Origin of the sequence: Microbispora sp. CL1-1, from assembly GCF_012034195.1 — a bacterium.
GTDB lineage: Bacteria > Actinomycetota > Actinomycetes > Streptosporangiales > Streptosporangiaceae > Microbispora.
This window is the reverse complement of record NZ_JAATEK010000004.1, coordinates 340,491-360,583: the sequence shown is the minus strand read 5'-3', so window position 1 is coordinate 360,583 and position 20,093 is coordinate 340,491. Positions and strand designations below refer to the sequence as shown.

General features: G+C 73.3%; 17 protein-coding genes. 12 read left to right on the top strand and 5 right to left on the bottom strand.

What is annotated here, in order from left to right; all coding sequences use genetic code 11:
* Window position 1 precedes the first annotated feature (1 nt).
* The 5 genes from HCK04_RS07650 to HCK04_RS07630 all read left to right on the top strand — a co-directional run bounded on the left by HCK04_RS07650 (window position 2) and on the right by HCK04_RS07630 (window position 9,866).
* Window positions 2-2,257 (top strand): TOMM precursor leader peptide-binding protein, encoded by a 2,256-nt coding sequence (locus HCK04_RS07650; protein WP_168065720.1) that lies wholly within the window; start codon window positions 2-4, stop codon window positions 2,255-2,257.
* 16 nt (window positions 2,258-2,273) lie between these two features.
* Entirely contained in the window at window positions 2,274-3,827 is a 1,554-nt protein-coding gene (locus tag HCK04_RS07645) for a SagB family peptide dehydrogenase (RefSeq protein WP_142646265.1), read from the top strand.
* Window positions 3,824-4,636, top strand: a complete 813-nt coding sequence (locus HCK04_RS07640) for an HlyD family efflux transporter periplasmic adaptor subunit (RefSeq protein WP_168065718.1) — start codon at window positions 3,824-3,826, stop codon at window positions 4,634-4,636. The genes HCK04_RS07645 and HCK04_RS07640 overlap by 4 nt, the downstream gene beginning before the upstream one ends.
* Window positions 4,637-4,728: 92 nt before the next feature.
* On the top strand, window positions 4,729-6,894 hold the full coding sequence (locus HCK04_RS07635) for an NHLP family bacteriocin export ABC transporter peptidase/permease/ATPase subunit (RefSeq protein ID WP_205829951.1): 2,166 nt from the start codon (window positions 4,729-4,731) through the stop codon (window positions 6,892-6,894).
* Window positions 6,891-9,866, top strand: coding sequence for an NHLP bacteriocin export ABC transporter permease/ATPase subunit (locus HCK04_RS07630; RefSeq protein WP_142646260.1), 2,976 nt, complete (start codon window positions 6,891-6,893; stop codon window positions 9,864-9,866). Before HCK04_RS07635 ends, HCK04_RS07630 begins: the two co-directional genes overlap by 4 nt.
* Before the next feature lie 312 nt (window positions 9,867-10,178).
* On the opposite strand, the gene HCK04_RS07625 is transcribed toward HCK04_RS07630, so the two are convergent.
* From HCK04_RS07625 to HCK04_RS07615, 3 genes are read right to left on the bottom strand one after another with little or no spacing between them, the layout of a single operon-like run.
* Window positions 10,179-10,364: a hypothetical protein gene (locus HCK04_RS07625; RefSeq protein ID WP_079320568.1), complete on the bottom strand. Its 186-nt coding sequence runs from the start codon at window positions 10,362-10,364 to the stop codon at window positions 10,179-10,181.
* Window positions 10,361-11,197, bottom strand: a complete 837-nt coding sequence (locus tag HCK04_RS07620) for a methyltransferase domain-containing protein (protein WP_168065716.1) — start codon at window positions 11,195-11,197, stop codon at window positions 10,361-10,363. Before HCK04_RS07620 ends, HCK04_RS07625 begins: the two co-directional genes overlap by 4 nt.
* Entirely contained in the window at window positions 11,194-12,531 is a 1,338-nt protein-coding gene (locus HCK04_RS07615; RefSeq protein WP_142646252.1) for a cytochrome P450, read from the bottom strand. The genes HCK04_RS07620 and HCK04_RS07615 overlap by 4 nt, the downstream gene beginning before the upstream one ends.
* A 230-nt stretch (window positions 12,532-12,761) precedes the next feature.
* Between HCK04_RS07615 and HCK04_RS07610 the strand changes: the two genes are divergently transcribed.
* From HCK04_RS07610 to HCK04_RS07600, 3 genes are read left to right on the top strand one after another with little or no spacing between them, the layout of a single operon-like run.
* Window positions 12,762-13,154: a hypothetical protein gene (locus HCK04_RS07610; RefSeq protein WP_205829950.1), complete on the top strand. Its 393-nt coding sequence runs from the start codon at window positions 12,762-12,764 to the stop codon at window positions 13,152-13,154.
* Between the two features lie 42 nt (window positions 13,155-13,196).
* Window positions 13,197-14,141: an ABC transporter ATP-binding protein gene (locus HCK04_RS07605; RefSeq protein WP_240971097.1), complete on the top strand. Its 945-nt coding sequence runs from the start codon at window positions 13,197-13,199 to the stop codon at window positions 14,139-14,141.
* Window positions 14,141-14,995, top strand: coding sequence for an ABC transporter permease (locus HCK04_RS07600; protein WP_240971095.1), 855 nt, complete (start codon window positions 14,141-14,143; stop codon window positions 14,993-14,995). Before HCK04_RS07605 ends, HCK04_RS07600 begins: the two co-directional genes overlap by 1 nt.
* 3 nt (window positions 14,996-14,998) lie before the next feature.
* On the opposite strand, the gene HCK04_RS07595 is transcribed toward HCK04_RS07600, so the two are convergent.
* On the bottom strand, window positions 14,999-16,162 hold the full coding sequence (locus HCK04_RS07595; RefSeq protein WP_142646250.1) for a cytochrome P450: 1,164 nt from the start codon (window positions 16,160-16,162) through the stop codon (window positions 14,999-15,001).
* A gap of 120 nt (window positions 16,163-16,282) precedes the next feature.
* Here HCK04_RS07595 and HCK04_RS07590 point away from each other — a divergent pair, with 120 nt between their 5' ends.
* The 4 genes from HCK04_RS07590 to HCK04_RS07575 are packed head-to-tail and all read left to right on the top strand — an operon-like array spanning window position 16,283 to window position 19,908.
* Window positions 16,283-17,509 carry an FAD-dependent oxidoreductase gene (locus tag HCK04_RS07590; protein WP_142646249.1) on the top strand — a complete coding sequence of 409 codons (1,227 nt, stop codon included), beginning with the start codon at window positions 16,283-16,285 and terminating at the stop codon, window positions 17,507-17,509.
* The gene (locus HCK04_RS07585; protein WP_142646246.1) at window positions 17,506-18,423 is read left to right on the top strand and encodes a Rieske 2Fe-2S domain-containing protein; all 918 of its coding nucleotides are present in this window, start codon (window positions 17,506-17,508) and stop codon (window positions 18,421-18,423) included. Before HCK04_RS07590 ends, HCK04_RS07585 begins: the two co-directional genes overlap by 4 nt.
* The gene (locus HCK04_RS07580) at window positions 18,423-19,208 is read left to right on the top strand and encodes an alpha/beta hydrolase (RefSeq protein WP_240971162.1); all 786 of its coding nucleotides are present in this window, start codon (window positions 18,423-18,425) and stop codon (window positions 19,206-19,208) included. Before HCK04_RS07585 ends, HCK04_RS07580 begins: the two co-directional genes overlap by 1 nt.
* Window positions 19,195-19,908 (top strand): VOC family protein, encoded by a 714-nt coding sequence (locus HCK04_RS07575; RefSeq protein ID WP_142646242.1) that lies wholly within the window; start codon window positions 19,195-19,197, stop codon window positions 19,906-19,908. Before HCK04_RS07580 ends, HCK04_RS07575 begins: the two co-directional genes overlap by 14 nt.
* Here HCK04_RS07575 and HCK04_RS07570 read toward each other — a convergent pair.
* Window positions 19,868-20,038 carry a hypothetical protein gene (locus HCK04_RS07570; protein WP_168065714.1) on the bottom strand — a complete coding sequence of 57 codons (171 nt, stop codon included), beginning with the start codon at window positions 20,036-20,038 and terminating at the stop codon, window positions 19,868-19,870. The two genes, HCK04_RS07575 and HCK04_RS07570, sit on opposite strands and share 41 nt — an antisense overlap.
* Between the last annotated feature and the right edge of the window lie 55 nt (window positions 20,039-20,093).

Sequence of the window (20,093 nt, the reverse complement as noted above, 5' to 3'; positions counted from 1 at the left end):
CATGGAACGGCCACGGCTCAAGGCGCACTTCACCACCGAAGTCCTCGACGACGCGAAAGTCTTCCTATTGGCGGAAGGCCAGCACTATCTCGTACGCGGCGCGGGCTCGGGCCGCGTCCTCCCCTATCTCGACGGCCGGCACACGGTGATGGACATCGTCCAGGCCCTCGCCGGTGAGCTGTCCCCGGCCCAGGCGGTGCTCGCCGTACGGCGTTATGAGGCCGCCGGCCATCTGACCGAGGGCAGGCCGCCCCTGGCCGATCCGGTGCTCGCCTTCTGGGACGCGCAGGGCATCGACCCCGCGGCCGTCGTCGCGGCCCTGGAGCGGACGTCCTTCCGGCTGTTCGCGGGCGAGGGCGTCGACCCCCGCCCGATCGAGGCGCTTCTGCACGAGCACGGGCTGCGCACCGCCCCGGACGGCGACGGCCCGGTCGTGGCGGTGGTCCACGACTACCTCGACCCGGGCCTGGCGGAGCTCAACGCCGAGTGCCTGGCGGCCGGGCGGCCCTGGGTGCTGGTGAGGCCGGCCGGCACCGTGGCCTGGCTGGGGCCGCTGTTCCAGCCGGGGGAGACGGGCTGCTGGGCCTGCATGTCCCAGCGGATCGAGGGCAACCGGCAGGTCGAGCGCTATCTCGCGGGCAAGCGGGGCGACGGGCGGCCGACGCATCCGGTCCGCGAGGCCCTGCCGGGCGGTGCGGCGGCGGTGGGCGGGCTGCTCGCGGCCGAGCTCGCCCGTACGGCGGCCACCGGCAGGCCCTCGACCCTCCAGGGCAAGATGATCACGCTCGACCTGCGCACGCTCACCAGCGCCGAGCACCAGCTCGTCCGGCTGCCGCAGTGCCCGTCGTGCGGCGACCCCTCGCTGATCCGCGACCGCGAGCCGAAGGTGGCGCTGGCCGCGCGGACCGCCCGCCACGCGACCGACGGCGGCTACCGGGTCGAGCAGCCCTCGGCGACGTACGCCCGGCTGGAGCGGCACATCAGCCCCTACCTGGGCGCGGTCACCCGGCTGCGGCCGTGGGCCGACGAGGACAACGGCGTGACCTACAGCTTCACCGCCGGTCACAACTTCGCCATGCTGGGCGACAACATGGACCTGCTGCGCCGCAACCTGCGCGGGCAGAGCGGCGGCAAGGGCCGCACCGAGATCCAGGCCAAGGTCAGCGCCGTGTGCGAGGCGATCGAGCGTTACTCGGGCGTGTGGCGCGGCGAGGAGCCGGTGATCAAGGCGGCCTACGCCGACCTCGACGAGGGTCTCGCGGTGCACCCGGCCGACCTGCTGCTGTTCTCCGACAAGCAGTACGGCGACAGGGACGCCTGGAACAGTGACCCGTCCCACCGGCTGCACCTGGTGCCCGAGAGGTTCCGTACGGACCTGCCGCTCGACTGGTCGCGGGCCTGGTCGCTGACCGCCGACGAGGAGCGGCTGGTCCCCGCCGGCTACGCCTGGTATGGCCATCCCGACCTCGAACGCCACTTCTACTGCGTCGGCGACTCCAACGGCAGCGCCTCGGGCAACACGCTGGAGGAGGCGATCCTCCAGGGGTTCTGCGAGGTCGTGGAGCGGGACGCGGTCGCGCTGTGGTGGTACAACCGGGTCCGGCGGCCCGCCTTCGACCTCGACTCGCTCAACGACCCGTACGTTGACACGCTGCGCGAGTTCTACGCCGACATGGGCCGGAGCCTGTGGCTGCTCGACCTGACCAGCGACCTCGGCGTCCCGGCCTTCGCCGGTGTCTCCCATCGGCTCGACCACCCGGTGCAGGACATCATCGTGGGGTTCGGCGCCCACCTCGATCCCCGGATCGCCGCGCTGCGCACGCTTACCGAGGTCAACCAGTTCCTCCCGTCCGTACGCCGCAGGGACGAGAACGGCGAGACGATCTATCACGACGACGACATCGCGACGCTCCGCTGGTGGAAGGAGACCACGCTCGACAGCGACCCCTGGCTGCTGCCCGACCCCGCGCAGCGGGCCCGCACGCTCGCGGACTATCGGCTGCCCGAGGGGGCAGACCTCGCGGCCGACGTCGAGACCTGCGTCGCCAGGGCCGCCGCCTGCGGCCTTGAGGTGATCGTCCTCGACCAGACGCGGCCGGATCTGGAGCTCAACGTCGCCCGGGTGCTGGTCCCCGGCATGCGGCACTTCTGGCGACGGCTCGGCCCGGGCCGCCTGTACGACGTGCCGGTGGCCCTCGGCTGGCGGACGGAACCGGCTCTGGAGGAGGAGCTCAACCCCACCAGCGTCTTCTTCTGACCCGATAGGGGGAGCAATGCACACCGTTCAGGTGCGGCTGCGCCGCGACGCCGGCCTGTCCGAACCGGAGGAGACGCCGGGGGTGGTCACCCTGGCCACGCCGTTCGGCCCCGCCACGCTGCGGGGCCTGCCGCCCGGCGCGGTCGCCGCGCTGCGCGCGCTGGCCCGCGGCGGCACGAGCGAGGACGAGCTGGCCAGGACCGTCACCGAGCACGACGGCGAGGGCGGGCTGCTGCGCTGGCACCTGCTGCTGCGCAAGCTGTCGGCCGGCGCGCTGCTGGAGCGGGCCGTCCTGTTGGTGCCGTCCGGCGGAGAGGCCGTGGTGCCGTCCGGCGGAGAAACGGTGCCGTCCGGCGGAGAAACGGTGCCGTCCGGCGGAGAGATGGCGACAGCCGGGGCCGAGCCGGTGGCCGTGCTGCGCCCCTTCGGCGGCGGCCCGCTGCGCCCGGCCGCGCCGCTCGCAGCCGACGCCCGGGTCCGCCTGTCGAGGTTCGCCATCGCGGTGCCGGAGGACGGCAGGCTCGTGGTGCGCGTGCCCCGCAGCCCCCTCGGGGTCGAGCTAGCCCCGGCCGCCGCGCCGCTGCTCGGCCTGCTCGCGGACTGGACGACCCCGGCCGGTCTCGCCTGCCCCGGGCTGCCGGCCGAGACGACGGCGGCGGTGCTCGGTCTGTTCGCCGACGCCGGGCTGCTGGTGCGGCCGACGCCGGAGGGGGAGGACCCCGAGCGCGGCGCCGCCCCGCTCGCCCAGTGGTCGCCGGCCGACCTGTGGCTGCACACCCGCACCCGGGAGCCGCGTACGACCGGGCGCTACGGCGGCACCTATCCGCTCCGGGGCGTGCAGGATCCGCTGCCGGTGGCGCCGCCCGCCTTCGCCGGCCCCCGGATCGCCCTGGAGCCGCCGGACCTGGACGCGATAGCGAAGACCGAGGCGAGCCTGACCGACGTGCTGGAGGCCCGCCGCTCGATCCGCGAGCACGACGCCGCCGCCCCGATCACCCTCGACCGCCTGGGCGAGCTGCTCTACCGCACGATGCGCCAGCGGCGCACCTTCACCGGGGAGGACGGCCAGGAGCTGGCCGACCGGCCCTACCCGTCCGGCGGCGCGGTCCACGAGCTGGAGGTCTATCCCCTCGTCGTCTCCTGCGAGGGCCTGGAGCCCGGCCTGTGGCACTACGCCGCCCACGCGCACGCGCTGGAACGGGTGGCCGATCCCGGCCCGGCGACCCGTACGCTGCTCGACCGGGCCAGGTCGGCGGCCATGATGACCGAGGACCCGCAGGTCCTGCTGATCGTGACGGCCCGCTTCGGGCGGGTGATGTGGAAGTACGAGACCATCGCCTACTCGCTGATCCTCAAGCACGTGGGCGTGCTCTACCAGACCTTCTACCTGGTGGCCACGGCCATGGGCCTGGCGGTCTGCGGGCTCGGCGGCGGTGACGCGGCGGAGTTCGCCGCGGCCAGCGGGCTCGACCCCCACGCGGAGGGCAGCGTGGGCGAGCTGCTGCTCGGCAGCAGGAAGGGCGGTGTGGCGGGGACGCCGCCGGGATGGTCCCCGGAGGTGCCGTCATGAAGTTCCGGTTGAAGGCACTGCAGCGGATGCGGGAGCCCGACGAGCTCGACTCCCCGACCCTGCTCGCCTCCCCGCGCGGCTGGATCGCCACGTTCGTCGTGCTCATCGTGGTCGTCGCCGCGGGGGTGTGGTCGTTCGTCGGCAGGCTGCCGGTCACCGTCACCGCCAAGGGGCTGCTGACCCATCCGGCGGGCACCGCCCAGTTGCAGAGCCCGTACACCGGGACCGTGCGGACGATGATGGTGAGCCCCGGCCTGCGGGTGGTGCGCGGGCAGGCGGTGGCGGAGGTCCTGCGGGCCGACGGCACCGTGCGCACCGTGAGCAGCCCGTTCTCCGGCGAGGTCGTGACCACCTCGGCGAGCGAGGGCGCGATGGTCCGCGAGGGCGACGGGCTGCTCGCGATGGAGCGGACCGACGCCCCCCGCGACCGCCTGGTCGCGATGCTGTTCGTGCCGGGCGACCACGCGCTCGGCATCGCCCCCGGCCGTACGGTGGACCTCGCGGTCTCCGACGCCCCGCCCGGCGTGTTCGGGCTGCTGCGCGGCAGGGTGACCTCGATCAGCCCCTATCCGCTGATGGCGGAGGGCGTCGCCGCCCTGGTCGGCGGCGACCTCGCGGCTCGCGGCTATCTCACCGCGGAGCCGCCCCGCCTGGTGGTCGTCGATCTCCTGCCCGACCCCCGCACGATCTCCGGATACTCCTGGACGACCGAGACCGGTCCCCCGATGGAGCTGCGGTCGCAGGTCACGGTGACGGGCACCGTCACGCTCGGCAGCCAGACGCCTTTCAACCTGCTCCTCGGACGTTGAGAAGGAGACGGATGAGCCAGGTCACGGCCTCTCGCGCCGACGCCCCGCCGCCCGACGCCCCGCGCCGGCGCGAACCCCGCAGACGGGGGCGCGTGAGCACGCCGACCGTGATCCAGATGGAGGCCGTCGAGTGCGGGGCCGCCGCCCTCGCCATGGTCCTCGGCCATTACGGCAGGTTCGTGCCCCTTGAGGAGCTGCGGGCCGCGTGCGCGGTGTCCCGGGACGGCGCGAAGGCGTCCAGCGTGATCGCCGCCGCCCGCAAGTACGGCCTGAACGCCAAGGGCTTCCAGATGGAGCTGGAGGACCTGCGCGACGTCGTCAAACCGGCGATCATCTTCTGGGCGTTCCAGCACTTCATGGTCGTCGAGGGCATCCGCACCCGTTTCGGCAGGCCGGTGGTGGCGGTCAACGACCCCGCGAGCGGCCCGCGCCTGGTCGACTGGGACGAGTTCGACTCGGGCTTCACCGGCATCGTGCTGACCTTCGAGCCCGGGCCCGGGTTCCGGCCCGGCGGCCGGCCCACCCGGGTGGCCGAGGCGCTGCTGTCGCGCCGCATGCCCTCCGGCCGGGCGCTGCCGCTGGTGCTGCTGGCCAGCCTGCTGCTGGTCGTGCCCGGGATCATCGCGCCGGCGTTCAGCCGGGTGTTCATCGACCACATCCTCACCGGCCGCGATCCCGGTTTCATCCTGCCGCTGCTGGTGGCGATGTCGGTGACCGCCCTGGCGATGTTCGTGCTGACCTCGGTGCAGCGGCACTACCTGCTGCGGATGGAAATACGGATGGGGCTGGTCAGCTCCGCCCGTTTCTTCCGGCATCTGCTGCGCCTGCCGGTGGAGTTCTTCCTGCAACGCAGGCCCGCCGAGGTCGCCAGGCGGGTGTCGGCCAACGACATGGTCGCCGAGATCCTGTCCAGGGACCTGGCGGTCACCGTCGTCAACCTCGTGCTGGTGCTCTTCTACGCGGTCGTCCTGATCCGCTACGACGTGCTGCTCGGCCTCATCGGTGTGGGCATGGCGCTGCTCAACATCCTCGTGCTGCGGCAGGTGTCCAGGGCGAGGACCGACGCCGTGGCCGCGCTGCGGGCCGATCTCGGCAACCTCACGTCGGCCACCTTCAACACGCTGCAGCTCGTGGAGACCGTCAAGGCCACCGGCGCCGAGCCCAGCGCGTTCCAGCGGTGGGCGGGCTTCCTGGCCAAGGCCGTGACCGCCCGGCAGCGGCTGGGCGTGCCCAGCGCGGTCATCACGGTCGTGCCCCCGCTGCTCGCCGGGGTCAACAGCGGGCTCATCCTGCTCGTCGGCGGCCTGCGGGTGGTGGACGGCGCGGTCAGCGTCGGCCTGCTGGTGGCCTTCCAGAGCCTGCTCGGCGCGCTCTCGCGGCCGGTCACCCAGCTCACCAACCTCGGCGGGCGGCTGCAGGACATCTCGGCCGACATCACCCGGCTGTACGACGTGGAACGCCACCCCCGCTCGCCCGTCTTCGACCGCCCGGACCGGCCGTCCGGAAGCCGGCTCGACGGGTCGATCACCTTCGAGGACGTGACGTTCGGCTACAACCCGCTGGCCAAGCCGGTCATCAAGAACGTGTCGTTCTCGGTGGTGCCGGGCCGGCGGGTGGCGATCGTCGGGGGCTCGGGAAGCGGGAAATCGACCATCGGCCGCCTCGTGGCGGGGCTCTACCGGCCGGCGTCGGGCCGGGTGCTGCTCGACGGGCGCGACCGCGAGGAGATCTCCAGGACCGAGCTGGCGGCCTCGGTCGCGTACGTGGACCAGGACATCTCGCTGTTCGAGGGCACGGTGCGCGACAACCTCACGCTGTGGAGCGACGACATCTCCGACGAGGTCGTCACCGCCGCGCTGCACGACGCGGCCATCTTCGACGTCATCTCCGCCCGCCCCGGCGGCCTCAACAGCCGGGTGCGCGAGGGCGGGCGCAACTTCAGCGGCGGGCAGCGCCAGCGGCTTGAGCTGGCCAGGGCGCTGGCCGGGCAGCCGACCCTGCTCGTGCTCGACGAGGCGACCAGCGCCCTCGACCCGGAGACCGAACGGGTCATCGCCGACAACCTGCGCCGCCGGGGATGCGCCTGCCTGATCATCGCCCACCGGCTGTCGACCGTACGCGACGCCGACGAGATTCTCGTGCTGCACCAGGGCGAGGTGGTGGAACGCGGCACGCACGACGACCTCATGCGCCTGGGCGGCCACTACGCCCGCCTGATCGAGAACGCCCGGCCGGGCGGTGAGGGGATGGACCGATGAGCGTCTCGACCGCGACGCCGTCCTCGACGTTCTCGGCGTTCTTCACCGACGCGGCCACACCCATCGACTACTCGGCCGACCGGCTGCTCGTGCTGGCCGACCTGCGCGAGGTGCTGCTGGTCGAGCGCGGCGCGGTCGACCTGTTCGCCGTACGCCTGGAGAACGGCAGGCCGGTCGGCAGGTGGAACTACCTGTGCCGGGTGCGGCAGGGCGCGCTGGTGCTCGGCTCGCCGCGCGGCCCCAGGCACAGCATCGTCGGGCGGCCGGTGCTCGGCGCCCGCGTGTCGAGCCTGCCGCTGGCCCGGCTTGAGGGCCTGTCGGCCCGGCGCGTCGACGGCCCGTCCGCGTCGGGCAAGGCGGTCCGCGCCCTGCCCACCCGCGAGTACGGCATGGCGGTGCGCGAGTTCGTCCAGGGCCTGGAGGCCGGCGTGGTGGCGCTCGCCGCGTCGATGCGCGACACGCTGCCCCCGCGTGACTTCGTCCCCCTGTCACCGGACGAGCCGACCGTCGTCCGCGAGGGCGAGGCCGTACGGTCGGTCGACGGACTGCGGTGGATCACCGTCGAGGACGGCGTGGTCGAGATGCCGGACGGCGTCGCCGGTCAGCTCAGCGCGGGCGCCGAGGTGTGCGTCACCGAGCGGGACTGGCTGGTGGCGCTCGGCCCGGCCCGGCTGCGCGCCCGCTCGACCCTCGACCTGCTGGGCGCGGGCGAGCTGTGGCACCGGTGGGTCGAATACACCACCCGCTTCCTCTACATGATCGACCGGCGGATCGAGCGCCGGAACTCGACCGAGCTGAGGGCGCTGACGAGCCGGGCCGAACGGGGCGGCGACGTGCTGCGCGCCACCGCCCGCGGGTTCGACACGCTGGTGCGCGACACCGAGGCGCGGGTGCGCCTCACCGATGTGGCCGGGGACCCGCCCATGCTGGCCGCCGCGCGCCTGGTGGCCTCGCACGCCGGGTTCTCGGTGGTCGCGCCCCCGCCGGGAACGGCGCACGGCGGCCGGATCGACCCGCTGCAGGCCATCGCGCTCGCCTCGGGCGTACGCACCCGCCGGATCAGGCTGGAGGATCGCTGGTGGCGGCGGGACATCGGGCCGATGGTGGGCTACCGCTCCTCCGACGGTGAGCCGGTGGCGCTGCTGCCCATCGGGTCGCGCTATGTCATGGCCGCGCCGGGGGAGGAGCGCGTCACCCCGGTCACCGCGGCGGTCGCCGGCACGCTGACCCGGCACGCGGACGTGCTGTACGAGCCGCTGCCGCCGGCCGTCACCGGGGTGGGCGGGCTGCTGCGCTTCGGCCTGGCCAAGAACCGCAAGGACCTGTGGACCCTGCTCAGCCTCGGGACGCTGGTGGCCTGCATCGGCCTGCTGGTGCCGGCCATGACCGGCCTCGTGCTCGGCACGTACGTGGCCAGGGCCGAGCGCGAGATGATCGTGCAGGGCGCGCTGCTGGTGATCGCGGGCTCGCTCGTGGCGGCCGCGCTGTCCGTGGTGCAGAACTTCGCCGCGCTGCGCATCGAGGGCAGATCGTCGGCCCGACTGCAGGCGGGCGCCTGGATGCGGCTGCTGTCGCTGCCCGCGACGTTCTTCACCGACTACTCCACGGCCGAGCTGGGCACCACGGTCCTCGGCGTCAGCGTGGTGCAGGAGACGCTGTCCGGTGTTATGACGACGGCGGCCCTCGGCCTGTTCGCCGGCCTGGCCAACCTGGTGCTCGTCTACTTCTACGACGTACGGCTCGCGCTGATCGCGACGACGCTCGTGCTGGTAGGGGTGCTCGTGTGCGCGGTCGCGGGCTACTTCGAGGTGCGGCTGCAACGCCGGCTCTACACCCAGGAGCAGCGGCTGTCGTCGCGGGTCTTCCAGCTTCTGACGGCCGTGCCGAAGCTGCGGGTGGCGGCGGCCGAGGAGCGGGGCTTCGGGGTCTGGGCGGCGGAGTTCCTCAAGGCGCGCAGCATCGGCGTGTCCGCACGCCGGGTGCAGAACCTCGTCACGACCTTCAACGCCGGCTTCCCACTGGTCGCCTCGGTCATCGTCTTCGCCGTGGTGGCCGGGCCGATGCTCGGGGACGTGTCCGTCTCCGCGTTCCTGGCGTTCTTCGCCGCGTTCAACCTGCTGCTGGCCTCGGTGCTGCAGTTCACCGGCGCGGCGATCACCGCGATGAGCGTGGTGCCCATGCTGGAGCGGCTGCGGCCGATCCTGGCGGCCGAGCCGGAGGAGCACGCGGGCAAGGCCGACCCGGGCGAGCTGTCGGGCCGGATCGAGCTGTCGCGGGTGTCGTTCCGCTATGGCGAGGACGGCCCGCTCGTCCTGGACGGGGTGGACCTGTCGGTCGAGCCCGGCGAGTTCGTCGCGATCGTCGGCCCGACCGGCAGCGGCAAGTCGACGATCCTGCGGCTGCTGCTCGGCTTCGAGTCGCCGAGCTCGGGAACGGTGCTGTACGACGGCCAGGACCTGGGCGAGCTCGACATCGGCGCGGTGCGCCGCCAGTGCGGGGTGGTCCTGCAGAACAGCTCGCTGCTCGCCGGCGACATCAAGGCCAACATCATCGGCAGCACCGACCACACGATCGACGACGCCTGGGACGCGGCCGCCATGGCGGGCATCGCCGACGACATCGCGAACATGCCGATGGGCATGCACACGGTGCTGTCGGAGGGCACCAACACGCTGTCGGGCGGTCAGCGGCAGCGCATCATGATCGCCCGTGCCCTCGTCTCGCATCCCCGCATCGTGCTGTTCGACGAGGCGACCAGCGCATTGGACAACCCCACCCAGAAGATCGTCACGGAGAGCACCCGCCAGCTCAACGCCACCCGCATCGTCATCGCCCACCGGCTGTCCACGATCACGGACGCCGACAAGATCGTGGTGCTCGATCGCGGGCGCATCGTCCAGCAGGGCCGATATCAGGAGCTGCTCGAGGACTCCGACGGCCTGTTCGCCCGCCTCGCCCGCCGCCAGATCTGAGCCCGCCGCCAGATCTGAGCCCACGGAAACGATCAGTTCCAGCACGTAACCTCGGTGCCATGACGGCTGCCGCCCCTGAAGAGTACGAGGACATGCACCGGCTGGTCGACCAGCTAACCGGAGACCAGCTCCGGGAGATCCGCGCGCACACGCTGCGGCTGGTGCACTCCTGCCCTCCGGGTTCGTGCGGCCTCGTCGGCTGCGGGGGCCAGGAAGGCAGAAGAGGCCCCGGAGGGCCTCTCGGCTGCTGTTCTGCTGGTGGCAGGTCCAGGGTGCGAACCTGCGTTGGTGTCGCCGGCGGTTGGTGTGCGGTCAGTAGCGGGGCCTGCGGCTGAGCACGATTCCGGCGATGAGGAACACCACGCCGAGCCCGCCGTACACGAAGGCGTGGGTGGTGGCGGGCGGCTTCACGCTGGCGTTGGCGACGGCCAGCCCGAGGCCCACGATGCCGCTGATGTAGCAGAAGATCGCGACGAAGATCTTCCAGAAGGGGCTCATGACGTACTCCGTTCGGATGCGGCGGGACCACCCGGTGCGGTCCCGGCGACGACGAGGCCGAGCAGCATGACCCAGGCGTCGGGGTCGGCGCGGAAACGCCGCCACCGGTCGGCCGCCAGGGCGAGCTCGGGCAGGGTCAGGGCACCGGAGGCGACCAGCGGCGCCAGCCGCTCCGGGCCCAGGTGAGGGGCGAACGCCTCGGTGGGGCGGTCGTCGTTGGTGGTGGCGAACGGGCGCAGCACCACGCCGCCGAAGCCCGCACGGCGCAGGAGCCGGGTGAGCTTGCGCCCGATCAGCCGGTCGCCGCCGGCCTGCCGCTGCGCGCCGGTCATGCGGTTGTGCACGCCGGCCATCTCGGGATACATCGGGTCGGCCAGGCCCCACAGCATCGCGTCCACCTCGACCACGACCAGCCGCCCGCCGGGCCGCAGCACCCGCAGCGCCTCCGCCACCACGGCGGCGGGGTCGGCCACGTGCTGCAGCACGTATCGGAGCAGGACCGTGCCCACGGACGCGTCCGCCAGCGGCAGCCGTACGGCGTCGCAGCCGAGCAGGGGGGCCCGGGCGTCCGCCGCGTGCGCGAGCAGCGCGGTGTCGATGTCGGCGGCCACGACGGGCAGGTCCGGCAGGGCGGCCCGCAGCCGCCGCGTGACCGCGCCCGAGCCCGCCCCGAGCTCCAGCAGGGGCGCCGGGACGCCGACGTCGAGCAGGATCCGCAGCTCCTCGTCGAAGGAGAGCTCGGCCTGGGCCTCCAGGCGGGCCAGCTCGCCGTGCAGCCCCCCGGCGGTCGTCGTGGCCGGGTCGTACGACCCGGCGCCCGTCGCGGCGGTCACGGCTCGCTCCGCCCGTCCCGGGGGCGCGGGACCATGAGCATGCCGTGCCGGGGGCGCAGCGTGACCAGGGCCTCGGGCTCGACCGGGAAGCCGGGGACGAGCTCGGGGCGCACGGCGCGCAGCAGCACGGCCAGCACGAGCGTGGCCTCGACCAGCGCGAAATGGCGGCCGACGCACACCCGCGGGCCGCCGCCGAAGGGGAGGTACTGGTGCCCGGCGTGGGTGTGCTCGGCCGCGAACCGGTCCGGTGCGTACGTCTCCGGGTCGGGCCAGTACCGAGGATCCCGGTGGAGTACGTATGGGCTGACGCACACCAGCGTGCCCGGAGGTATGGCGTATCCGCCGACGACGTCGGCCTCGACGGAGCGCCGGGAGATGAGCCACACGGGCGGATACAGCCGCATGGCCTCCTTGATCGCCCGCTGGCAGGCGGTCAGCCGGGGCAGGTCGGCGGCGGTGGGGGTGCGGCCGCCGCCCAGCACCTCGTCCACCTCCGCGCGTACGGCCCGGGCCGCGCCGGGATGACGGTCGAGGAGGTAGAGCGTCCAGGTCAGGGCCTTGGCCGTGGTCTCGTGGCCGGCCATGACGATCGTCAGCACCTGGTCGCGCAGGTCGGTCGCGGTCATCGCGTGCCCCGAGGCCAGCATCGCGCCGAGCAGGTCGTCGTTCTCCTGGCCGGTGGCCCGGCGGGCGGCCACGATCGTGCGGGTGACGGCGTCGAGGAACGCCTTAGCCCGGCGGAACCCCTCCCGTCCGCCTCCCTCGGAGGCGGGGTCGAAGTGCCCGATGAAGCGGTTGACCTCGTCGACCGCCCGCCCGAAGCCGTCGCCGACGCCCGCGATGTCCGCGCCGAGCATGGCCCGCGCGATGACGGTGAGCGTGAGCGCGGTCAGGTCGTGGTCGACGCGTACGGCCTCGCCGTTCTCGCCGGCCCGCCGCCACCGTTCGGCCAGGTGGGCCGCGGCGTCGGTCATGATCTGGTCGAACCGCTCGACCTCCGTCGGGCGGAAGGCCGGGGCGATCATCTTGCGCTGCCTGGCCCACTCCTCGCCGCCGCTGGTCAGCAGGCCGTTGCCGAGCAGAGGGCGCAGCATGTCGTCGTCGGGCGTGCGGTCCTTGGTGTAGTTGGCGCCGTTGTCCTTCAGCACGCGCCGGGCCAGGTCGGGCCGGTGCAGCATGTAGACGGGCGCGCCCTCGGCCTCGTGTCTCGTCACGTCGCCCCAGGCGGCCATCTCGGTGACGAAGCGCAGCGGGTCCTCCCGCATGCTGCGCAGACTCTGGGCGCCGTCCGGACCCGGCGGCAGGGATACGTAACCGCTGTGCGTATCGGCCATGCCCACCCTCACTTTTTCTGAATACGTATTCGCTTATGAATTGCGCATGCGATCGACTGCGAATACGTACTCGGTGATATTTCCTGATCGGAGCATAGTCCGCGCCGTTCGAGGCCTCAATACTTATGCCGGCGGCGGGAAAATTAAGTCTGTGCCGTTCCCGCATCGCCGTGTAAGACTTCATTTCGAAAGCGGCGGACATCGCCGTAAAGAAAGCCGGGAGGCAGGCAATGTCTTTGGACCCCAGACAGCGCGCGGAATTCGTGAACGCCTACACCCGCGTTCTCATCACCGCGTGGTCGAGTGAGGAATACTCGGCGCGGCTGGACTCCGACCCCCGCGCGGCTCTCGCCGAGTCCGGGCTGGAGCTGCCCGCTGGAGCCGAGGTCGTCCTCGTCCGCAACATTCCCGAAGGCCACCACGACAGCAACATCGAGGTGCAGGTCGCGCTCTGGGAGAGGGGCCTCGAGACGGGCCGCTTCGAGCTGCACATCCCCGAGACGCCTCAGGTCGACATGGCCGAGCTGAGCGAGGGCGACCTCGACTCCATCGCCGCCGGCGCGTCCGCGGTCGAGGCGATCGACATCAACTGCTGCTGCTGCCCCTGCTGCTGCTGCACCTGATCGTCACCTGACCGTCACCACCACCACTCGGAGGGCTAGGCCATGTCCATGGTCGCCGAGCAGGCGAACCCCGTCCACGTGCGCTCCCTGCGCAAGCGGTACGGCCCGGTGAACGCGGTCGAGGAGGTGGACCTCGACGTGCGGAGCGGCGAGGTCTTCGCCCTCCTCGGGCCGAACGGCGCCGGCAAGACCACCACGGTGGAGATCCTGGTGGGGGTTCGCCGGCGGACATCCGGCGACGTGCGCGTCCTCGGCCGCGATCCGGCCGAGGACGCGCCCGAGTGGCGTGCCAGGATCGGCGTCGTCCCCCAGACCACGGGCGCGTACACCGACCTGACCGTGCGCGAGGTGGTCGAGCACTTCGCGGCGTTCTACCCCGCGCCGCTGCCGGTGGCCGAGGTGATCGACATGGTCGGCCTCGGCAAACAGGCGCGCAAGCAGGCGCAGTCGCTCTCCGGCGGGCAGGCGCGGCGGCTCGACGTCGCGGTCGGCGTCGTCGGAGACCCCGATCTCATCTTCCTGGACGAGCCGACGACGGGACTCGACCCCGTCGCCCGCAGGGAGGCGTGGGACCTCGTCCGCTACTTCGCCGACCGTGGCAAGACGACCGTGCTCACCACCCACTACCTGGACGAGGTCGAGGCGCTCGCGCAGCGGGCGGCCGTCATCGTCGGGGGGCGGGTCGTCGAGTCGGGCCCGGTCGCCGAGCTGGGCGGCAGGCGCGCGACACCCGCCGCCGTCAGTTTCACCAGGACGGACGGGCTCGCCGCGGGCCTGCCCACGCTGCCGGACGACGCCGTGGTGGAGGAGGCGGAGGGCCTGGTGGTCGTACGCACGCACCACCCCACCGAGGCCATGGCCGCGCTGCTGCCCTGGGCGGCCGCCTCCGGCGTGCGCGAGCTGCCGGACCTGCGCATCCACCGGCCGTCGCTGGAGGAGATCTACCTGGACCTCATCCGGAGCAACCAGGAAGGCGGTGTCGTGTGATGAACGCTCCCGACGCGGTCCTCACCCAGGAGAGCGGGATGGTGCTGAATCCCGCCCGCTCGATCCTGTGGCGGGCGGCCGTCTCGCGTTCGTCGGTCGAGCTCAAGTCGTTCTTCCGCAACCGGCAGTCGCTGGTCTTCACGCTGCTGCTGCCCATCGTGCTGCTGGTCGTGCTCGGCTCCATCTTCTCGGGGACCGTGCCCGGCACCCACACGGACTTCAAGCAGATGTTCATCGCGGGCATCATCGCCTGCGGCGTGATGAGCGTCAGCTTCAACGGGCTGGCCATCAGCGTCGCCATCGAGCGCGACACCGGGATGATCCGCCGGCTGGCCTCCAGCCCGATGCCGAAGTCGGCCTACTTCGTCGGCAAGGTGGTCAGGGTGGCCGTGACCGGCACCCTGGAGACGGTGCTGCTGCTCGCGGTGGCCGTGCTGGCGTTCGGGCTGCCGCTGCCCTCGACCGCCGCCCGGTGGGAGACGCTCGTGTGGGTGCTGCTGCTCGGCGGGGTGGCCTGCACGCTGCTGGCCGTGGCGTTCAGCTCGGTCATCCCCAACGCCAGGTCGGCCTCGGCCATCGTCACGCTGCCGTTCCTGGTGCTGCAGTTCATCTCGGGGGTGTTCTTCCCCTACAGCCAGTTGCCGGCGTGGATGCAGACGGTCGCGGCGCTGTTCCCGCTCAAGTGGATGACCCAGGGGCTGCGCTCGGTATTCCTGCCCAACGACTTCGCCCACGTCGAGCCGGCGGGCGTCTGGGAGCTCGACCGCGTGGCGCTCGTGCTGGCCGCGTGGTGCCTGGCCGGGCTCGCGCTGAGCTTCCTGACCTTCCGCTGGCGCGGGCCCAACGTCCGCTGACGCTCAGGAGAGCCGGACCCGGAACTCGCCCAGCCGGCGCGGCACGAGCACGGGCGCCCAGGCGGGCGGGGCGCCGTCCGCGCGGATCGCGGGGAAACGTCCGGCCAGGCCGCGCAGCAGCAGCGCGCCGGCCTGCCGGACGAGGGGCGCGCCCAGGCAGAAGTGGGTGCCGGCGCCGAAGGCGAGGTGGGGATTGGGAGACCGGGTCGGCACCAGGTCGTGGGGGTGGTCGAAGACGGCGGGGTCCCGGTTGGCCGCCGCGACCACGGCGAGCACCCGCGCGCCGGCGGGGATGACCGCGTCCCCGAAGGACACCTCCGCCGTCGTCACCCTCGCCGTGAAGGGGATCGGCGCCTCCAGCCGCAGCAGCTCGTCGACCGCCGTACGGGCGACGTCGTCGCCGCCCTCCCGCAGCGCCGCCAGTGCCTCGGGGCGCGGCAGCAGCCAGAACAGCGCGTTGCCCACCATCTCGGCCAGCGGGCGCCAGCCGCCGACGACGGCCAGCGAGAGGATGCCCAGCATCTCGGGCCGCGTCAGCCGTTCGTCCGCGGCCAGCCGCGCGATCGACCCGCCGGGCCCGCGCGCCACGTGCGCGTCGAGAAAACGGGTCAGCTCGCCCATCGCGACGCGGCCCTCCCGCGCGGCCTGGGGCCCCGCCAGCGGGTCGAGGTTGACCGAGGCCCGCCGCGCCAGGTCGGCGAAGGCCGCCTCGTCCTCGCGCGGCACGAGCAGCGTCCGCGCGAGCACGCCGGTCGCGAACGGCTCACCCAGGTCACGGGTGACCTCGATCTCGCCCGCCAGCCCGTCGAGCAGGCCGTCCACGACGGCGGTGATGCCGGTGGCGAGCTCGCGCACCGCGGCGGGGCCGAGCAGGGCCATGCCGGGGGCGCGCAGCCGGTTGTGGTCGGGCGGGTCGGTGGTCAGCATCGAGGCGGGCAGGTCGTCGTCGCGCACCCGCTCGCGCTGCCCCAGCTCGGCCGAGAACCGGGGGTCCTTGAGCGCGCTCGCGACGTGCTCGTGTGCCGTGAGCAGCCACATCCGGGTCGTGACGTCGAAGTGGACCGGATCGTTGGCCCGCAGCCAGTCGTACGCCGGATACGGGTCGGACCTGCCGGCCGGCGAGAACGGATGGGCCAGACCGGCCGGAAGCCGGCGGAAAGCGGTCATCGGCGATCCCCTGGGGCTGAGGTCACAAGATCACGAGTCACAAGATCACGAGTCGCACGATCACAAGTCACAAGATCACGGCACGGCCACGCTACTACAGAGCCGTCGCCGCCGGGATGAATGCGAACAACTGCGGACCGGACGGGCGCATGGGAGGCAGCGATGCGGGTCGATGTAGTGGTTGTGGGCGCGGGCGTCAGCGGCCTGACCGCCGCGCGGCGGCTGCGCGCCGCCGGTCTGACCGTCACGGTGCTGGAAGCCAGAGACCGCGTCGGCGGGCGGGTGCGCACCCACCGGCCCGCCGACGGCGGGCCGGAGATGGAGCTCGGCGCGCAGGTCGTCCACGGCGACCGCAACCCCGTCTGGGACGTGCTCGAACCGGACGCGGCCGAGCCGGTGCGGCCCGGCAAGGCCCTCGTCGCCGCGGAGGGCAGGGTGCTGCCGCTGGGCGTGCTCGCCCGGCGCGGACAGCCGCCGTGGGCCGTCGAGCAGAGCCTGCTGCGCGACCCGGGCGAGGACGTGCCCGTCGCGGGGCGGCTCGTCTCCGGAGACCAGGCCGAATGGCTGCGGCAGAACTGGGCGGCCGACCCCGAGTCGCTCAGCGCGGCGGGCATGGCCGCCGGACGCCTCGCCGACGACGTCGGCGAGGGCCGCTACGCCATACGCGGCGGATTCGACCGGCTGCCCGGCGCGCTCGCCCACGGCCTCGACGTACGGCCCGGCTGCCCGGCCAGGAGCATCGCCTGGTCGCCTGGCCGGGTGGAGGCCCGTCTCGACGACGGCGCGGTGACGGCCGCGGCGGCGGTGGTGACCGTGCCCCCGCCCGTGGTCGCGGACGGGACGCTCACGATCGCGGGCCTGCCGGACCGCAAGCGGGCGGCGGCCGAGTCGCTGCGCCTCGGCGACGCCTGGTGCGGGGTGGTGACGCTGTCGCGGCCCGCCCCCGAGTCGGCCGTCGTGTTCGACGCCGAGGGCGGCCTGGGCTTCGTCACCTGCACCGCGGGCAGCACACGCGTCCTGGTGGTGGCCAAGGCGAGGGCCGCCGCGCGGGCGCGCGAGGCGGCCCGCGAAGGGCCGCCCCCGCTGGGCCGGGTGCTGCCCTGGGCCGGGAACGCCCGGCCCGAGCACGTCGAGGCGGCCGACTGGGGAGCGGACGCCTGGGCGACCGGAGCGTTCACCTATCCCCGGGTCGGCGCGCTGTGGGCGCGGGCGGCGTGGGCGGAGCCGATGGGCGCGACGGTGTTCTTCGCCGGAGAGGCCACGGCCCCCGGCGTCCCGATGGTGCAGGCGGCCATGGCCAGCGGTGACCGCGCGGCCGGAGAGGTGCTGGAGGCGGTAGGGCGATGAAGGTGCACACGGGCTGGTATCTGCTGGCGTTCGAGGAGGAGCTCGCCGAGGGGCTGAACCCCCTGATGCTCGGCGGGCGCAGGCTGCTCGCCGTACGGGAGGGGTCGCGCGTCCGCGTGTTCGACGGGTTGTGCCCGCACCGGGGCGCGGCCCTGGGCCACGGCGGCACCCTGGACGGCGACTGCGTGATCTGTCCCTTCCACGGCAAGCGGGTGTCCCTCGGCGACACGGCGCGGCGCTGGTCGGTCGCCGAATACGCGGTCGAGCGGGCGGGCGCGGCCGTGTTCGTACGGCTGTCCGCGGACGACGACCGCGGTTTCCAGCGGGCCATCAAGGAGGTGGCCGACGGCAACATCGTGGTGAGCGCGGTGATCCAGCCGGTGGCGGTCCCTTCGGAATACGTGGTGGAGAACGCCTTCGACGCCGAGCACTTCCACCAGGTGCACCTCGTGCCCCGGGTGGTCGGCATGCGGGTCTCGCCCGGCCCGGACGGCGAGATGGCGATCGAGGGGGAGTTCCGCACCAAGGCCCCGCCGTGGGAGCGGGAGCGCCGGCTCGACTTCGCCTCCCGGTTCTACGCCCGGGCCTTCAGCCCCAGCCTCGTCATGACCGAGCTGGGCACCGCCGACGCGCCGTACACGATCATCACGGGCGCCGTGCCCACCCGCGAGGGCTGCGTGGGGCGGGTCGCCATCGCCCTGCGGCCGGAGCGCGCGGAGGCGCTCGACGCGCTGGTCCACGGCGCGAAGTACGCCTTCGAGCAGGACCGCGTCGTCTGGGACCACCTCGATCCGGACGCGCCGCAGCGCTACGACGCCGGAGACCGGCCGGTGCTGGCCTTCCGCCGGTTCTGCGCCACCTTCGGCGCCGTCCCGCCGGCCGGAACCCCTTCGGCGACCGGGGAGCCGTCGTGATGCGGGTGCACGCGATCGGGAGCGGCCCGGCCGTGCTGTGGATCCACGGCTACACGATGGACTCCACCACCTGGCGCGACCTGTGGGCGCTGCTGCCCGGACGCCGCCACGTCGGCATCGACCTGCCGGGCCACGGAGGGTCGGGCCCGATGCGGCCCGGCACGACGCTGCCGGGCCTCGCGGCCGAGATCGCGGATGTCGCGCGGGCCGAGGGCGCGCACGACGTCGTCGCCCTGTCGTTCGGGTCGCTGGTGGGCATCCAGCTCGCCGTCGACGCCCCCGACGTCGTACGGCGTCTCGTCGTGGCGGCCCCCACCATCGCGGGCGCCCCCAGCGAGCCGGGGACGGCCCCGCGTTATCGCGAGCTGATGGCGCTGCGGCGGATCGGCGCGGACGGCGCCGCGCTTGCGGACGTCTGGATGTCCTCCCCGCCCGACATCTTCCGCGGCACCGAGGCGCACCCCCGGCTGCGGGCGAGCCTGCGGACCGTCATCGCCCGGCACGGCTGGGACGAGCTGCGCACCGGCGCGATGGCGGCGTTCCACCGGCACACGCACACCGACGAGGCGCTCGCCTCGATCAGGGCCGACACCCTGGTGCTCGTCGGGGACGCCGAGATGCCGACGTTCGCGGCCAACGCCGAGCGGCTGGGCGCGCTCGTCCCCCGCTGCCGGGTGGCCGAGATGGCGGACGCCGGTCACCTGTGCCTGATCGAACGCCCGGAGGCCGCCGCGCGGCTCATCCGGTCGCATCTGGAGAGGAGCCCGGTGGATGCCCAGGCGTGAGACGTACGCGCAGGGCTCGCCCTGCTGGGTGGACTACATGGCGGCCGACCCGGAGGGTGCGCGGGACTTCTACGCGGCCCTGTTCGGCTGGACCTTCGACGAGCCCGAGGAGTACGGCTACCGCCTGGCGCGGCGGGCCGGGGAGGTCGTCGGAGGGTTCGGCCAGGTGCCGCCGGGGCGGGGGCTGACGGCCACCTGGAACACCTACCTGGCGGCCAAGGACGCCGACGCGGTGGCCGCGCGGGTGAAGGAGCTCGGCGGCGCGGTGGTGCTCGGGCCGCTCCCGGCCGGGGAGAACGGGCGGTTCCTGTTCGCCGTCGACACGACGGGCGCGTCGGTCGGCTTCTGGCAGGGGCACTGGGCGGAGGGCATCGTCGTGGTCGACGAGTGCGGCGCGACCTGCGGCCACGAGCTGAGGGTGGCCGATCCCGGCGGCGCCCGCGCGTTCTACGCCGGGCTCTTCGGGGAGGAGGCGGCGCCCGGACGGGAGCTGCGCGGCGTGCCGGCCGGCGCGTCCCCTCAGTGGGTGTCCTACTTCCTCGTGGACGACGTGCACTCGGCGGCCCTGGCCGCGCGACGGGCGGGCGGCGGGGTCGCCGAGGCGGCGGACGACGGGCGGGAGGCGGTGTTGCGCGACCCGTGGGGCGCGCTGTTCGGCGTCAGGGACGGCCGGTGCCGCTCCGGGGACGGAACCAGATGAAGAACGCCGCCACGAGGAGCGCGCCGACGATCACGACGACCGTGCCCACGGTCGTGTCGATCATCAGCGACACGACGACCGCGACCGCGTAGACCAGCGGCACGATGAGGCGGATGTTGCTCAGTCCCATGACGGCTCCCCGGAAAGAAAAGAATGCGCCGAACGCATCATCGGCCATCTTTCCG

Coding starts and splice junctions, on each gene's coding strand:
- HCK04_RS07650 (WP_168065720.1), top strand. CDS start 2: ATGGAACGGCCACGGCTCAAGGCGCACTTCACCACCGAAGTCCTCGAC.
- HCK04_RS07645 (WP_142646265.1), top strand. CDS start 2,274: ATGCACACCGTTCAGGTGCGGCTGCGCCGCGACGCCGGCCTGTCCGAA.
- HCK04_RS07640 (WP_168065718.1), top strand. CDS start 3,824: ATGAAGTTCCGGTTGAAGGCACTGCAGCGGATGCGGGAGCCCGACGAG.
- HCK04_RS07630 (WP_142646260.1), top strand. CDS start 6,891: ATGAGCGTCTCGACCGCGACGCCGTCCTCGACGTTCTCGGCGTTCTTC.
- HCK04_RS07625 (WP_079320568.1), bottom strand. CDS start 10,364: ATGAGCCCCTTCTGGAAGATCTTCGTCGCGATCTTCTGCTACATCAGC.
- HCK04_RS07615 (WP_142646252.1), bottom strand. CDS start 12,531: ATGGCCGATACGCACAGCGGTTACGTATCCCTGCCGCCGGGTCCGGAC.
- HCK04_RS07610 (WP_205829950.1), top strand. CDS start 12,762: ATGTCTTTGGACCCCAGACAGCGCGCGGAATTCGTGAACGCCTACACC.
- HCK04_RS07605 (WP_240971097.1), top strand. CDS start 13,197: ATGTCCATGGTCGCCGAGCAGGCGAACCCCGTCCACGTGCGCTCCCTG.
- HCK04_RS07600 (WP_240971095.1), top strand. CDS start 14,141: ATGAACGCTCCCGACGCGGTCCTCACCCAGGAGAGCGGGATGGTGCTG.
- HCK04_RS07595 (WP_142646250.1), bottom strand. CDS start 16,162: ATGACCGCTTTCCGCCGGCTTCCGGCCGGTCTGGCCCATCCGTTCTCG.
- HCK04_RS07590 (WP_142646249.1), top strand. CDS start 16,283: ATGCGAACAACTGCGGACCGGACGGGCGCATGGGAGGCAGCGATGCGG.
- HCK04_RS07585 (WP_142646246.1), top strand. CDS start 17,506: ATGAAGGTGCACACGGGCTGGTATCTGCTGGCGTTCGAGGAGGAGCTC.
- HCK04_RS07580 (WP_240971162.1), top strand. CDS start 18,423: ATGCGGGTGCACGCGATCGGGAGCGGCCCGGCCGTGCTGTGGATCCAC.
- HCK04_RS07575 (WP_142646242.1), top strand. CDS start 19,195: ATGCCCAGGCGTGAGACGTACGCGCAGGGCTCGCCCTGCTGGGTGGAC.
- HCK04_RS07570 (WP_168065714.1), bottom strand. CDS start 20,038: ATGGGACTGAGCAACATCCGCCTCATCGTGCCGCTGGTCTACGCGGTC.